Source organism: Brevibacillus panacihumi (assembly GCF_003710985.1).
Classification (GTDB): domain Bacteria; phylum Bacillota; class Bacilli; order Brevibacillales; family Brevibacillaceae; genus Brevibacillus; species Brevibacillus panacihumi.
Window position 1 is genome coordinate 1 of record NZ_RHHT01000015.1, and the last position, 14,747, is coordinate 14,747.

At 47.3% G+C, this 14,747-nt stretch carries 12 protein-coding genes and 4 pseudogenes; 11 read left to right on the top strand and 5 right to left on the bottom strand.

The genetic code is table 11. The features are described from left to right. The 4 genes and pseudogenes from EDM58_RS07765 to EDM58_RS07780 all read left to right on the top strand — a co-directional run. The coding region (locus tag EDM58_RS07765) for a chitobiase/beta-hexosaminidase C-terminal domain-containing protein (protein ID WP_183187448.1) at positions 1-1,949 on the top strand (1,949 nt) is incomplete at its 5' end. A 273-nt stretch (positions 1,950-2,222) separates the two neighbouring features. Then, positions 2,223-3,423: pseudogene (istA, locus tag EDM58_RS07770) on the top strand (IS21 family transposase). Next, positions 3,420-3,791, top strand: a complete 372-nt coding sequence (locus EDM58_RS07775) for an ATP-binding protein (protein WP_024985588.1) — start codon at positions 3,420-3,422, stop codon at positions 3,789-3,791. Before istA ends, EDM58_RS07775 begins: the two are co-directional and overlap by 4 nt. Then, a pseudogene (locus EDM58_RS07780) lies at positions 3,760-4,140 on the top strand (radical SAM family protein); the annotation flags it as partial. The gene EDM58_RS07775 and the pseudogene EDM58_RS07780, both read left to right, overlap by 32 nt. Here the strand turns inward: EDM58_RS07780 and EDM58_RS07785 are convergent. The 5 genes and pseudogenes from EDM58_RS07785 to EDM58_RS07805 all read right to left on the bottom strand — a co-directional run bounded on the left by EDM58_RS07785 (position 4,122) and on the right by EDM58_RS07805 (position 7,823). Then, positions 4,122-4,289 (bottom strand): macro domain-containing protein, encoded by a 168-nt coding sequence (locus EDM58_RS07785; protein ID WP_081787894.1) that lies wholly within the window; start codon positions 4,287-4,289, stop codon positions 4,122-4,124. The pseudogene EDM58_RS07780 and the gene EDM58_RS07785 overlap by 19 nt on opposite strands. 183 nt (positions 4,290-4,472) lie before the next feature. After that, a pseudogene (locus tag EDM58_RS07790) lies at positions 4,473-5,689 on the bottom strand (IS256 family transposase). Between the two features lie 110 nt (positions 5,690-5,799). Continuing rightward, positions 5,800-6,003 (bottom strand): annotated as a pseudogene (locus EDM58_RS07795) (macro domain-containing protein); the annotation flags it as partial. Continuing rightward, entirely contained in the window at positions 5,993-7,135 is a 1,143-nt protein-coding gene (locus EDM58_RS07800) for a sensor histidine kinase (protein WP_122912846.1), read from the bottom strand. The gene EDM58_RS07800 and the pseudogene EDM58_RS07795, both read right to left, overlap by 11 nt. Position 7,136: 1 nt before the next feature. Next, positions 7,137-7,823 (bottom strand): response regulator transcription factor, encoded by a 687-nt coding sequence (locus EDM58_RS07805; RefSeq protein ID WP_122913040.1) that lies wholly within the window; start codon positions 7,821-7,823, stop codon positions 7,137-7,139. Positions 7,824-8,104: 281 nt separating this feature from the next. Between EDM58_RS07805 and EDM58_RS07810 the strand changes: the two genes are divergently transcribed. The 7 genes from EDM58_RS07810 (at position 8,105) to EDM58_RS07840 (ending at position 14,654) form a co-directional block, all read left to right on the top strand. After that, positions 8,105-9,127: a DJ-1/PfpI family protein gene (locus EDM58_RS07810; RefSeq protein ID WP_122912847.1), complete on the top strand. Its 1,023-nt coding sequence runs from the start codon at positions 8,105-8,107 to the stop codon at positions 9,125-9,127. A gap of 43 nt (positions 9,128-9,170) precedes the next feature. Continuing rightward, entirely contained in the window at positions 9,171-9,815 is a 645-nt protein-coding gene (locus EDM58_RS07815; RefSeq protein WP_122912848.1) for a DUF2306 domain-containing protein, read from the top strand. Continuing rightward, positions 9,812-10,582 carry a DJ-1/PfpI family protein gene (locus EDM58_RS07820; RefSeq protein ID WP_122912849.1) on the top strand — a complete coding sequence of 257 codons (771 nt, stop codon included), beginning with the start codon at positions 9,812-9,814 and terminating at the stop codon, positions 10,580-10,582. The genes EDM58_RS07815 and EDM58_RS07820 overlap by 4 nt, the downstream gene beginning before the upstream one ends. 345 nt (positions 10,583-10,927) lie before the next feature. Next, positions 10,928-11,242, top strand: coding sequence for a thioredoxin (trxA, locus tag EDM58_RS07825; protein WP_122912850.1), 315 nt, complete (start codon positions 10,928-10,930; stop codon positions 11,240-11,242). A 25-nt stretch (positions 11,243-11,267) separates the two neighbouring features. Then, positions 11,268-12,170: an NAD(P)/FAD-dependent oxidoreductase gene (locus EDM58_RS07830; protein WP_122912851.1), complete on the top strand. Its 903-nt coding sequence runs from the start codon at positions 11,268-11,270 to the stop codon at positions 12,168-12,170. 111 nt (positions 12,171-12,281) lie between these two features. Beyond that, entirely contained in the window at positions 12,282-13,190 is a 909-nt protein-coding gene (locus EDM58_RS07835) for a class I SAM-dependent methyltransferase (RefSeq protein ID WP_122913041.1), read from the top strand. A gap of 78 nt (positions 13,191-13,268) precedes the next feature. After that, positions 13,269-14,654, top strand: a complete 1,386-nt coding sequence (locus EDM58_RS07840; RefSeq protein ID WP_036628256.1) for a DHA2 family efflux MFS transporter permease subunit — start codon at positions 13,269-13,271, stop codon at positions 14,652-14,654. Positions 14,655-14,747 lie beyond the last annotated feature (93 nt).

A 14,747-nucleotide genomic window follows, 5' to 3' on the forward strand; every position in this document is an offset into this window, starting at 1 on the left:
AAGTGCCGGAACAGGTCGCCAAGCCGGTGGCAGACCCGGCCGGCGGCGCAGTTCCGTCCGGCACCAAAGTGACGTTGAGCACAGCGACCGAGGGGGCGACGATTTACTACACGACAGATGGCAGCGAACCGACAAGCAGCAGTGCCGAATATACCGCGCCCATCGAAGTGACAACAGAGATGACGATCAAGGCGATTGCCGCGAAGGACGGTATGCTCGACAGCGAAGTGATGGAGGAGCATTATACGATCTTGTCTCCCGAGCAAGTCGCCAAACCGGTTGCAGATCCCTCAGGCGGTGCGGTTCCGTCTGGTACAAGGGTGACATTGAGCACGGCGACCGAGGGAGCAACAATTTACTACACGACGGACGGCAGCACGCCGAGCCGCAGCAGTATGGAATATACCGCACCAATCGAAGTTGCTTCGGAGATGACGATCAAGGCGATTGCCGCGAAGGACGGTATGCTCGACAGCCAAGTAATGACCGAGTCGTACACGATCTTGTCTCCCGAGCAAGTCGCCAAACCGGTTGCAGATCCCTCAGGCGGTGCGGTTCCGTCTGGTACAAGGGTGACATTGAGCACGGCGACCGAGGGAGCAACAATTTACTACACGACGGACGGCAGCACGCCGAGCCGCAGCAGTATGGAATATACCGCACCAATCGAAGTTGCTTCGGAGATGACGATCAAGGCAATCGCGATGAAGTCCGGCATGCTCGACAGCGAACTAATGGAGGAACAGTATACGATTGAAACGATACCTGCACCTGCGAATCTGACAGCTTCGGCAGCTAATCGTTCCGTTACATTGGAGTGGGATGCGGTCACGGAAACAGGCAGCGTGACTTACGCGGTTTACCAAGCAGAAGGCGCATCAGCTCCGGTCGATCCGGCGAACTGGAGGCTCGTTCAATCGAATATTGCAATGAACTCCTACATCGTCACCGGATTAACGAACGGAAAAACGTATGTATTCGCAGTGAAGGCTGTCTCTGCAGAAGGAACCAGTGATTTCTCCAATGTAGCGACAGCGACCCCAAGAGCATCAGGAGGTAACAGCGGTTCCGGTGGTGGTGGCGGAGGTCGCGGGTTGTCCAACAATGCGGATCTTGCGGATCTGCAAGTATGGGCGGGAGGCAAACCATTGAATCTAAGCCCTTCATTTGCTTCTGGAACAACGGCATATACGGCACGTACAACATCCGAACAAGTGGAGCTTGTAGTAAAAGAAGCGCACTCCGCAGCCAAAGTCATTCTACAGGATAAAGTCATGGCCGACAGGGCGAAAGTCGATCTGGAGGAAGGCAAAAATACGTTCGTATTAACGGTACGAGCAGAAAATGATGCGGAGAAAAACTATACGTTGACCATTTACCGCGAAACGCCACAACCGTCCGAACCGGCCATTGAATTTTCCGATATCGCCGGACATTGGGCAAAGAACTACATCCTGCGTGCTGTAGAGAAAGGCTTCGTTAGCGGTTATCCAGACGGCACATTTAAACCGAACAATCCGGTCACTCGCGCCGAGTTTACCGTGATGCTGGCAGGCGCTCTGAAACTGAAAAGTGAAGGTACAGCACTTACGTTTGCCGACAACGAACAAATCGGCGAATGGGCAAAACAAGCCGTTGCACAGGCGGTAGAGGCGAGAATTATCGATGGATACGATGATGGCAGTTTCCGGCCGAACAACCGCATCACGCGTGCAGAGATGGCGGCGATGATCGCCCGGTCCCTTACATTGCAGACGAATCCCGGCATGTCAACCGGCATTGCCGATGATGAAGTGATTCCACAATGGGCGAAAGGTGCAGTCGAAGCGATCTGCAAACTTGGCATTGTCGATGGGCGGGGAGGAAACCGTTTTGTAGCAAACGAAATCGCAACCCGCGCAGAAGCGACGGTGATTCTGCTTCGGATGTTGGAAGTCAACAAATCATAACCCCCCGTCCAACGGGTGGTTCAGACTGTCGACAAAGTACCTGTCGGCAGTTTTTATTTTGTCAAGAATCTTTATCTATTCACTGCGTTAATATGTTATAATAATATAAGATATACCGTAGGGTTTGCTGAACGGTTTTCAAACCACAAAAATGTTCCCAAATGTCACCGCCGGGATATAATTGACCCAGGTTCGCCGGAATGAAAATGACCCACCCCTGTAGAATACCTCTCTCTGAAATTACCGACCAAAGTAGCTTCAGAGGGGAGATATATGCTAAGGAGTGGGACTGTGATCAGATTACACGAACTTCAAGCGAGCGGCAAGAGTATCCGCGAAAGCACAAGAGAAACGGGCTATTCTCGTAATACCATTCGAAAATACCTCCGTGCAGACGGAATTCCGGAACCTCGTTCACGAAAGAAGAGAGTTTCCAAGCTCGATCCGTTCAAATCCTTGCTGGATCAATGCCTGGAAAAGGGGATTTTTAATTGTGAAGTTCTGCTGCGTCTCTTGTATTACGATCATCAAGGACTATGTGAAGCCCCGTCGGCCTCCAAAGCATGCACCTGCGGTGCAACGCTATGAGACAGAAGCCGGGTACCAAGCCCAAGTGGATTGGAAGATTTGCGAGTACATCGATTTAAACGGTGAAGTGCGTAAAATCCCCGTTTTTGCGATGGTGTTAGGTTACTCTCGAGCCATGTACATCGAATTTACAAAGCGTTGTGATATCCACAGTTTCTTACGCTGCCTGATGAACGGATTGGAATACTTCGGTGGTGTCCCGAAGACCATGCTGACCGACCAAATGAAGACCGTGATTCTAGGCATGGGCGATGATCGTAAGCCGAGATGGCATCCGTTGTTTGAAGATTTTGCTGCTGCAATCGGCTTGATTCCCAAGGTCTGTCGCGTTCGTCGTCCCCAAACGAAAGGAAAGGTCGAACGAAGTGTTCAGTTCATTGAGCAAAGCTTCATGCCAGGGCGATCATTCACCGATCTTGGTGACCTAAATCGCCAAGCCAGACAGTGGTGTGATGAGCAAAACCGTCGGATCCACGGTACAACTGGAGAAAGACCGATCGATCGCTTGGCACAAGAGAAGCTCGGTATGCTTCCGTCTCCGGAACGCTGGGCAAAGTACCGATTTGAACCGCGGAAGGTAAGCCGTGACGGATTTGTAAGCTACGACGGCGTTCGTTATGGCGTTCCATGGCAGTATAGCGGACGTGAAGTAAGGGTGCGAGACATAAACGGATTCATCGAAATTTACTGTGAGAAGCAGCTCATCGCTCGGCACGAGAAGCAGTACCGATCCCGAATGCTCGTCATGTGTGAGGGCCAATACGCGAATCTGAGTACGGCTCAGGGATATGCTTATCCAAAGCCGCAAGGCGTTCAGATTCCTGTTCAAGACGTGGAAGTGCGTCCGTTGGACGTGTATGAGCATCTTGTAGAGGTGGGCGTATGATCGAGCTGGAACAAGCCCGTCACCGTTTGGAGGAGCTCGGATTGGGCCAAGCGGCCCAATCGCTCGATGCCAAGCTGGAAGCCGCCAGTCGTAGCCAAAGTACGTATCTCTCTTTTCTCATTGAATTGCTGGACGCTGAGATACAAGAGCGCCAGCGCCGAAACGTAGAGGTTCGCATGAAGCTGTCCCACCTGCCTTTTCGGCGCACGCTGAACGAATTCGACTTCTCCTTTCAGCCGGGGATTGATGAGCGACTGATTCGTGAACTGGCGGCTCTTACGTTCGGAATATTTGCGCGTGTTCAAGTCCTGATCTTCCGGAAAGGTACCCAGTTAAATGAATATAGAGATCAAAGATATCCTGTCTAAGAACATTCTTAGCGAAGTGAAAGGTTATCTGGATGTCGGATTTACCCATTCGTTGAATCCGTACAGTGGCTGTGCCTTTTTTTGCACGTATTGCTACGTAAGGGAAATGCCGATTCAACGGTTTAAGGATATTCCATGGGGAGAATGGGTGGATATTAAAACGAACGCAGCAGAAAACTATCTGGCTGAGGTGGTCAGACTACGTCGCAGAAACAAATCTATTAATATCTTTATGTCCTCTGCAACGGATCCTTACCAGCCGCTCGATCGAAAGGTAGCTCTTACAAGAAGGATACTCGAAGCAATGATTGAAATGCCGCCTGACCTACTTCAAATCCAGACAAGAAGCCGCCAATCATTCACCGTTTGAACAGCTACTTTTGCAGCTTCAGGCTTGGGGAATCCAAAAACCCCTGTTGAGATCGCACAAAATGTAATACTCTTTATATCCGGGATCTTAGCCGCTAGTTCCAAACAAGCGCGATAACAAGCAGCCAGCGGGAATGTAAATTATTTTGTGTAAATGGGTTTTTAAGAAATGAAGAGTTACATCATAGGCTTTACATGGAGGGGCGGGCATGATAGGCTGGTTCGCCATGCGATGCATGGTATACTGGCATCGCCCAATCGCAAGAAATCATGCCCGCAGAGGCTCCATGTCAAGCCGGCTCAACAGTTGGATTAGGCGGACAGTTCCGCTTGCAACCGATCCCCAAAATGGATGGCAAGCTGCGATATACATTCTTTCCAACTCCTGACTGGCATAGTCCACTTCCTCGAAGCCTCAATCGTCGCAAGATAGATGATTTTACGCAGAGCATCATCAGACGGATAGGCGGTTTTCGTTTTTGTTACCTTGCGGAGTTGACGGTGATATCCCTCAATCACACTCCTGGTGTAGATCATCTTGCGAATCTCTGGAGGATAGGTAAAATAAGCGGTCAACTCAATCCAGTTATTTTCCCAGGAACGGATAATAATCGGATACTTCTTCTCCCACCTCTCTTTAAAGGCAGAGAAGGCAACTTCGGCTTCTTCTAACGTAAGAGCTTGATAGACTTTCTTTAGGTCCGCCAAGACTAGTTTCTCTTCCTTGAACGGTACATATTTCATGGAATTCCGTATCTGATGGATGACGCATAGCTGAATCTGCGTTCTCGGAAACGCGGCGTTAATGGCCTCTGAAAACCCGGAAAGCCCGTCCTTACACGCAATCAGGATATCTTCGACTCCACGACTTTTCAACTCCGTACACACATTTAGCCAAAAGCTAGCACTCTCGTGCTCGCCAATCCAGATACCCAAAATATCCTTATGTCCAGACATAGTAATTCCTAGAACGCTGTATGCTGCTTTATTGATGATCCGATTATCTTGGCAACTTTAAAGTGAATGGCATCAAGAAATACAATAGGGTAAACGCGGTCAAGTGGTCTACATTGCCATTCCGCTACCATTGGCATGATCTTATCCGTTACTTTACTGACCATCGCTGCTGATACTTCAATTCCATATAGATCCTTCATGTGCTCCTCAATGTCTCGCGTAGACATCCCTTTCGCATAGAGAGCAATGATTTGGTCCTCTAAGCCATTCACGGTAGTCTCGTGTTTTTTTACAATATGAGGTTCAAATTCGCCGTTGCGATCGCGAGGCACACGGAGTTCAGTATTGCCAAATTTGGTTTTTACCGTCTTTTTGCTGTAGCCGTTTCGACTGTTTCCAGTATGATCACCTTCAGAGCTATGCTTGTTGTAGCCCAAATGCTCATCCATTTCAGCTTCAAACAACTGCTGGATCGTGTCACGAAACAGGTCCTTCAGCATCATGTGGACATCCTCAATCGTGCGGCAATCCTTAGCCAATTCTTTAATCGTAAGATCTCTTTTGTCTTGCATAAATGATCATCTCCTTAATGGGAAGTTTAACTATTTACACAAAACTTTTTACGCTCTCCAGCCAGCTCGACACGATGTTTATCTGTTAATTTAGTTTCTTTAGGTACAATGGGACCTACCGTATGAAGCACATAATCTGACGGTAAGTTATAGCCCCTTGTGATCTTAGCCCCACCTGTTGCCTCTGTCTCGCCTTGTATTCGCATGATCGTGCTGCAATCTTCGCGTAGTTGTGGTCCTGCTGCGGAATGAATAGCATTATCGATACAAGCGTGATAGGGCTGAAAGCATCCCAGTAAATACTTATTGGCGGAAGCCCGGGCCTGTATCACGGATCATAAACTTTATTTTGTTACCTTCTTTATAACATTGAACAACAATTTCACCAAACGAGGGTGTGTGTCTGACGGCATTATCCAACAAATTGTTCATCGCTCGTTCCAATAAATGCATATCACCGCTAATGAAGCAGTCATCTACAGTATGGGTCGAGATCGAGAGGTTCTTTTGGCGAGCTAGCGGACTTAAACTGTCAATCGATTTCAGGATGATGAGTTTAAAATCAATCGTTTGCTTGTTAAGATTCATCTCCACATGCTCCATCTTTGTAAATGTGAAAAGGTCCTCTACCAACCGGTCCAATTGCGCCGATTTTTCCTTACAAACCGCCAAATACTTGGTTATTTTATCCGGAGATTGGGCAATGCCCTGCTCCAGACCATCCAAATATCCTCTTAATACGAAGAGTGGAGTCCGCAAATCATGCGCAACTGCTGCGATCACGAATCGGCGTGCTTCTTCCAATTCCGCTTGTTTTTGAAAAGCTTTTTGTATTCCATTCACCATCACTTCGAATGCATCGCGTACTTCAGAGATTTCGGTGATCCTGGATCTAGGCAACTCCACGCCCCAATCTCCTGCAGCGATTTTTCTAGCTGCAAAACTCATCTTTTCGAGAGGCTTAAGAAGAAACCTTCGCATTTCAACACCGACAATAAAAAAAGCTAACAATAGCCCGGCAAATATCGAAATGATCCGAACCCCATTTGACTTCGGAAGATAAATAATGACCTTTCCAAGTAAATGACCGTCCTCTATAATGGAGAACCGTTCGGTAGAAGGCAATATGCCATGGCTCTGCGGATTAGAACGGTAAATTTCTTGATCTGATGCAGATAGAATAGCCGCTTCCATTTTCGCTTGTTGCAACTCATGATGCAATTGGTTTTGCCAATTCGGATCCCTCCATTTGTCCGAATTGGTTTCGATCAGCTGTACGATCTTCTCGATCCATTGTCCTTGCAGAATCTCGGCTTGAGCTCCGTTTTTTGCGAAGCTGAGCGTTTTTGTCTCTATGAAGTGTGTTGTCACATAAAAGATCCACGGCACTAACATTAAGAAAAAGAAAAGCAGTATAGTAAACGAACGAATACGAAGTGTTCTCATCTTAACCTCCCTCGAAGCGATACCCTATTCCCCATACGTTGACTAGGTATTGAGGATGGTTCGGATCGGATTCAATTTTCTCGCGAAGTCGGCCGATGTGCACCCGAATCGTATGCCTGTCGCCTACCCCGTTCCAAAATTTCGAAAGTATCTGTTCATATGCAAAAACATGCCTGGGGTGTTCGGCAAATAATCGCAATAATTCATATTCCCTCGGGGTGAGCACTACACTCTTCCCATCCACGAATACTTCTCTTGTGGATAGATTTAGCTTGAGGCGGCCAAAATCCAAGATTCTCTCACTCATTTGCAGTTGGGAAACAGAACGCCGTAGTACAGCTTTTATCCTGGCTACGATCTCGCCTGGTGAAGCGGTTTTGACGATATAATCATCGCCGCCGAGCGTCAAGCCGCGAATCTTGTCTACATCGTCGCTGCGTGCGCTCAAGAAAAGGATCGGAACATTACTCTTCTCCCGAATCCGGCGGCATAACTCAAACCCGTTTTGACCCGGCATCATGATGTCAAGCACAATACAATGAATGGAATTCTGCTCAAACAATGTCCAAGCTTGAACAGAATCGCAAGCGGTTATAACGCGAAAATTTTCATACTCTAAAAAGTCGCTCAATAGTTCGACAATGCTTTGATCATCGTCAACAACCAGTATGGTACTGATTTCACTCATGAATATCCCACCTTTGAAAACTAGTTTATCATTTAACCCCATGCAACAAACAGAACCACCTAATTTGTGATGATTTGTTTATTGTTTTGTGACCTTTATCCAACTTCATTTGAGATACTCGTTTGTTACGATACTTCTTGTCGAGTCGGACAGCAAATATCACGAGTCAGGGCCCGTTCAACGCAAAAAACGGATGAAGGAGGTTGACATAAACTTTTCCCTAATACGATCCGCAGGTTCGAGGATCAATCGACTGACTTTGAATATGAGGAGGTTTATGGATGTTAACGGTTCAAGTCGTGCTTTTTGATGGCTTTGACCTTCTGGATGCCATTGCGCCTTACGAGGTTTTTTGTGCCGCGGCAATGTATGCTGAAAACGCGTTAAGCGTAGAATTCGTTACCGCTGAAGGGCCGAGAATCGTCACCAGCGGCATCAACGGGTTAAAAATTGAAGCGAGCGGCAGACTGAACCCGGAACGTACGGGCATCATTCTCGTACCTGGCGCGTCGGGTGACGTCGAAGGAGATGGGCCGAATTCGCCCCCAGCCATTCTGTCTCGGGCATTGAATACGGAATTGGCTGGATTGATTGAGCGAGCACTCGGGCAAAAAGACATCATCGTTGCCACGGTTTGCGGCGGTTCCCTGTTACTGGCCATGGGAGGGCTCTTGGAGGGCAGACCGGCGGTAACGCATCATCTGGGCATGAATGTACTTGGAGCAACCGGAGCCATTCCCGTCCCGGCACGCGTAGTGGATAGCGGCAATCTGGTTACTAGCGGCGGCGTTACTTCGGGACTCGATGCAGCGCTGTATCTGGTGGAACGCGAGCTTGGACCGCGTATCGCGCACGCGGTAGAGCAGCTGTTCGAATATGAACGGAGAGGAACGGTCTGGCGGGAAGAAGGAAGGGCGCCTAGCTCTCACAAGGCAGAGACCGACGAAGAAACGAACAATACGGGGATGATTTATGATACCTCGGAAATCAAATTACCCGGAGAATCTGAATTCGACGGGGATTGGGATACGACAATTGCTACGCCTGTTGGGAAACTGGAGGTCAAGCTCTCCATTTCCATAAGGAATGGGTTGATCCAAGGCCAGGCCACACAAGGGGATGAAACGGTCGAGTTTATAAACCCCTTACTTCAGGACAATAAGCTTACCTGGTCGCTGCGCGTCACGAAACCTATGCGGTTAAATCTAAAATTCGAAGTTATCGTGCGTGGAGATGACATGATTGGATTCGCCAGGGCCGGCATACTGCCTGCATCCAAATTAACAGGCAAGCGTGTTACCTAACCCATAAATGCGAATTGGCAATTAAAATGAGGGGATGGATCGCATGAAGGAGTGGAAAATATCATACGGACTTTTGGCCTGCATCAGTATTCTATTTATCCTTTACGCTTTGGTGGCCAATTTTATTATCGATCCTGGAGCCAAGGCGTTTTTAAGCCATAAAATCGGCCTGAAGCGCGAACTAAATCTTCCAGTCTGGATCAACGTTATGCACGTTCATGTTGCGTTTGCCTGCATCGCCATGGCGACGGGGGTGCTGAACTTCTCCAACCGCGTCTTTGAAAAAAGCCGCAAGCTCCACCGTATAAACGGCTACGTTTATTTAGTATCCGTCCTTCTTGTCGTGCTTACTTCCGGATATATGGCTCCTTATGCTACCGGAGGAAAAATAAGCAGTATGGTGTTCAACGCTCTTAATCTAATATGGCTGTTTATCGCCATTACGGCGCTTGTACAAATCAAAAAGAAACGCATCATTCGGCACCGGAACTGGATGATCCGAAGTTACGCCTTTTGTTTTACGAACATGACAATTCATCTCATCACCTCCCTTTTTTATCAGGGATTTGGTCTCATTTACGCTACCAGCTATACAATTGGCGTTTACGGCTCTATTGTGCTGCTGTTGATCATTCCTAACATCATTATCAGAAATATCAATCGATCCAGAAAGGCAGTGGTAGGATGAAAAAAATTATGGGAGTACTCATGTCGTTTGTACTAGTTCTATGTCTAGTTACCTCTGCAGCAAGTGCGAATTCAAAAGAAAATAATGATCCATTCAAAGACAAAAGGATGCATGTTCAAATCGTCTTGTTCGATGGTTTCGATCTGCTGGACGCATTAGCACCATACGAAGTATTCGCTGCTGCGGGAATGTTTTCAAACGGAGCGGTTACTGTGGAATTGGTTTCCGCAGAAGGCAAGCGTTCTGTCCCGAGCGGTCTGAACGGGCCCGCTCTCGAAGCGCAAGCTGCATTAGACCCCAAGCGTCCTGGAATCATTTTGGTGCCCGGGGCTTCGGGCAAGCCAGCGGGAAATTCGGAAGATGCCATTCCAAATATATTAAAGAAGGCCATGATGACGGGCTTGTCGGAGAAATTGAAACAAGCTTTTAACAATGAGGAAGTTATTGTAGCTACAGTATGCGGTGGTACACTGCTGCCTGCGATGGGAGGTTTGTTGAAAGATAGACATGCCGTTACCAATCAAATAGGCATGGAAGCGTTAGGAGCTCTCGGTGCAATTCCGATTGAAGCAAGAGTCGTTGAAGATGGTCCTCGCTTCGTAAGCGGGGGAGGCGTGACTTCGGGTCTTGATGTGGCCTTGTATTTGGTTGATCGTGAGTTAGGTCCTCAAATCGCGAATGCTGTAGAACAGTTATTCGAGTACGAGAAAAGAGGCACGGTGTGGCGAGCGGAAGGCATTGCGCCGATCAATTTTGACGAAAACTAATACCGATCCGATAAGAGCAACAGCGGCAGACTAGGATGCAAAAGACCCTAGCCTGTCCGCTGTTGTTGGCTCGATCACAGGCCAAAAGAATGCAACTGGCCTTGGTTTGGCTAAATTTTCATGAGATTGACTTGCATCTTATACAAAAAAAGTTATCATAGATACATGAAGTCTTTAATTTGAAATGGAGGAGTGCTATGAAAATTCACAAGCAACTGATTATGCGTTTGAGGTGATGTTCTATTTTTTAGTGGCAACAACGCCGGACAAGATTACAAGACCCATCTTATGACAAATTAAAGATATTATATATCCATAGTATATTTAATTGAAAGGAAGATCACGATGGCTATTCAACATGCGAAAGATTCTACTTTTAAAGAGATGGTGCAAACGGAAGGTATAACAGTAGTGAATTTTTGGGCTCCTTGGTGTGGTCCATGCAGAATGTTTGCACCTGTATTAGAGGAGTTTGAAAAGGAAGCAAATGATTCCATTAAAGTCGTTAAAGTTAATGTAGACGAAAATCCGGTAACCTCTTCACAATTTCAGATTATGAGCATACCGACAACCATTATATTCAAAGATGGGCAGCCTCTATATAAAGAAATAGGCATATTGTCGAAAGGTGAACTGCAGCAGCTTGTTGCCTCCAAATAAATCAACAAAAAAGGGGGAGATTCTTTTGACTTATGATTGTGCTATTATCGGCGGAGGCCCGGCAGGACTCAATGCGGCTCTGGTACTTGGGCGAGCCAGACGCAGTGTTGCGTTATTTGATAACAGCCAGCCCCGAAATGCGGTTACACATGCCTCTCATGGATTTATAACAAGAGACGGTGTGACACCAGCCGAGTTTAGGCGTATTGCATATGAGGAGGTTCTGGGGTATCCCTCCGTTGAACTTTTACCTTGGGAGGTAACCGAGATTCACCGGACTGATCACAGGTTCGTCGTCGTGGCGTCAACCGGAAAACGGATTGAAGCACGCAAATTAATGATCACCACTGGACTTAGGGAGATTTTCCCGGATATTCCAGGTTTGCGTGATTGTTATGGAACAAGTTTGTTCAGTTGTCCCTACTGCGATGGTTGGGAGCTTCGAGATCAGCCGCTAATTGTTGTTTCCGAGAACTCTGGAGTGTTTCATATGGCCAAGCTGCTCTATACCTGGAGTAAAGATCTTGTGATTTGTACAAATGGGCATGCGGTTCTGGACAACGATCAAAAACAACTGTTGAAATCCAGAAACATCGAAGTGGTTGAACAAGCAGTAACGATGTTTATCGGTCATGAGGGGAAATTGCGGCAGGTGGAATTTGCGGATGGCACGCGAATCGAGAGAACGGGAGGATTCATTACACCGGAATGGAAACCGAAGGCGTCTTTTCAGGGTTCGCTTGGTTATGAGGTAAATGAGTTTGGCGGTATCGCCACAAATGAGTGGGGCAAAAGCTCGGTTCCAGGTGTGTATGCCGCCGGGGATGCAGCTTACGTAATGCCTTCCCAGTTGATTTATGCCGCAGCAAGCGGAAGTAAAGCGGCGATTGGCATCAACATGGAGCTGACAGAAGAAGATTTCGTTTAGCTCTAAGTGGACATGTCCTTCTCTTGGGGAAAAAGTTCCTTAGAGAGAAGGACTTTTTTCAAAAGTCATAAGTGTAATGATTACATATAACAGAAAGGGATGAAGAGGATGATGACGAACGATTTTTTTAATGATGCCGTTTGGGAAGCAGCTTGGAGGAAGGATCCAGATACAGCGGTTAGCAAAATGAAAAAAGCTGGAATTGATCCAGCACATACTTTTGACCATAGGGCAAAGTCATTTAACGAGCAGGCGTTTAGCGAAGAAGGCAGGCGAAGAACAAAACGGATTATGAATTGGCTGGAAAGTCAGGGTGTGACATTTAAAGATACCTCCATATTAGACATTGGAGCGGCCTCAGGCGGATTTACAGTGCCATTTGCGGAGAGAGGGGCTAGTGTTACTTCTGTGGAGCCTAGTCTTCCATTAGTTGAGCTATTGAAAAGTAATATAACGGGATTAAAGAACGGGAATGTAGAGATTGTGGCTGAGCCTTTTGAAGACATTGATATTCAAGCAAAGGGGTGGGAAAAAGCCTTTGATTTCGTATTTGTCTCCATGTGCCCGGTTATTGCCGACTGGGAGAGTGTGGAGAAAGTGCTGAGCTGCGCACGACAGTATTGCTATATCAGCCTGTCTGTCGGCTCCAGGGAGCACAGTCTGGTAAAAGAGATTTGGCCTTTGGTCACTGATCAGCCCATGAAAACGGAACATTTGGAAATGGCTTATTTGCTCCATTTACTGTATCTCAAAGGGTATTCCTATCAGTCGCTCGTAACCCGGGAAATGAAATCTACAGAGGTACCTAGAGACACGGCGCTCCAGGAGGTGATGGAATGGCTGAGAATCTTCGGTTTGCCTGCGGACGACCAGAACAGGAAAATCATAGCCAATTATTTGGAACGGACCTATCCGACGGATAAGGTTGTCATCCAGCAGGGTGGGCGTTTTGGCAAGGTGCTTATTCAGTTGAAGGATCAGAGCATGTACACCGGTGTCCAAGAATTTTCCCATAAGTAATTTCTTTAACTATATAATGGACAAAAAATATCTGTAATATCTACAAACTGGAGTGTCTGTAGTAAATTGAGGAACGTTATGAAAAGAAAACCTGTAATCATTGTCGCATCTCTAATCGTCGCGAATTTTTTGGCACAACTCATGCAAACCATGCTGAACACGGCTTTGCCACAAATGATGCTTGACCTTGGAATCCAGGTCAATCGGGCGCAATGGCTGATCACCGTCTATCTTCTGGTTTCTGGAATTGTCATCCCTGTGACGGGATTCCTGATCGGAAAATACTCGACGCGAACCCTGTTTTTCGCATCCGCTGGGGCCTTTACGACAGGGACGCTAATTGCCGGCTTCTCCGTCGACTTCACATTGATCCTAAGCGGACGAATTATTCAGGGGATTGGCGCCGGATTGCTGGTACCGGTGTTCCTGAATACGATTATCCTAGTGTTCCCAAAGGAAAAACTCGGGGCAGCGATGGGACTGGCCAGTCTCATTGTGGGACTCGCCCCTGCACTGGGGCCGACGATTTCCGGCTTCGTGATTCAACATCATTCTTGGAGAATCTTATTCTATGGGGTGGCGCCCATAGCGATCGCGAACCTGTTTGTCGCCTATTATTGCTTGGAAAACGTTTGGGATACGCATAAAGCGAAATTGGACTGGAGATCGATTCTTTATTCAAGTTTGGGCTTCGGCAGTCTGTTGTATGGATTTAGTATCCTTAGCGATCAGGGAAAAGGGATTCAGCTTGCGCTGACCTTCCTTATCGTGGGATTCGCACTGTCGTTTCTGTTTGTGAAGCGCCAATTCAAACTGGCCGTCCCTTTGCTTGATTTCAACGTATTTCGTTACCCGAGATTTACTTATGCATCGATTATAGGCGTAGTCCTGTTCATTGTGATGGCCGGGGTGGAACTGCTGCTCCCGATATATGCACAAAATGTCAGGGGACTACTGCCTAGAGAATCGGGGCTAATGCTGCTCCCAGGTGCATTGCTGATGGGGGTGTCCGGAGTGGTATCGGGTAAAATCTACGACCGTTATGGCGGTCGCTATTTGATTCGGATCGGCTTCTTCGGGATAGCCGCCGTAACGGCTCTATTAACGATAGCGCTATCGATTCACGCTCCGTATGGTCTGTTGGTAGGGTTATATGCGTTGCTTATGACCGGGGTCGGTTTTATGATGACCCCAATTACTGCTTTTGCCATGGCGAGCTTGCCGAATTCGATGATGAATTACGCTTCGCCGATGACCACGGCCATACGTACATTGGGCATGTCAATGGGCGGGGCACTGCTCATCACCCTGGTGACAATTACCGCAGATTATAGCTCATTCTCTTTTCCGATCAATATGCATCAAGGAATTCAAGCCGCGTTTTGGTCACTAGCCCTCGTTGCAGCGAGTGGTTTTCTTCTTACTTTCTTTGTTCCATATGGTAAAGGTTCAGTGGAATCGTAGGTCTTGGAGTGTTGCCAGTTACAACGAATAAAGGAGTAATAAGGGAGGCGATATTTGACATAAGCCAATATAAAAAGTTATTATGGGCACATA

What these genes read in the sequence shown, in the direction of transcription:
- EDM58_RS07775 (WP_024985588.1), top strand. Translation starts at nt 3,420, where the DNA reads ATGATCGAGCTGGAACAAGCCCGTCACCGTTTGGAGGAGCTCGGATTG.
- EDM58_RS07800 (WP_122912846.1), bottom strand. Translation starts at nt 7,135, where the DNA reads ATGAGAACACTTCGTATTCGTTCGTTTACTATACTGCTTTTCTTTTTC.
- EDM58_RS07805 (WP_122913040.1), bottom strand. Translation starts at nt 7,823, where the DNA reads ATGAGTGAAATCAGTACCATACTGGTTGTTGACGATGATCAAAGCATT.
- EDM58_RS07810 (WP_122912847.1), top strand. Translation starts at nt 8,105, where the DNA reads ATGTTAACGGTTCAAGTCGTGCTTTTTGATGGCTTTGACCTTCTGGAT.
- EDM58_RS07815 (WP_122912848.1), top strand. Translation starts at nt 9,171, where the DNA reads ATGAAGGAGTGGAAAATATCATACGGACTTTTGGCCTGCATCAGTATT.
- EDM58_RS07820 (WP_122912849.1), top strand. Translation starts at nt 9,812, where the DNA reads ATGAAAAAAATTATGGGAGTACTCATGTCGTTTGTACTAGTTCTATGT.
- trxA (WP_122912850.1), top strand. Translation starts at nt 10,928, where the DNA reads ATGGCTATTCAACATGCGAAAGATTCTACTTTTAAAGAGATGGTGCAA.
- EDM58_RS07835 (WP_122913041.1), top strand. Translation starts at nt 12,282, where the DNA reads ATGACGAACGATTTTTTTAATGATGCCGTTTGGGAAGCAGCTTGGAGG.
- EDM58_RS07840 (WP_036628256.1), top strand. Translation starts at nt 13,269, where the DNA reads ATGAAAAGAAAACCTGTAATCATTGTCGCATCTCTAATCGTCGCGAAT.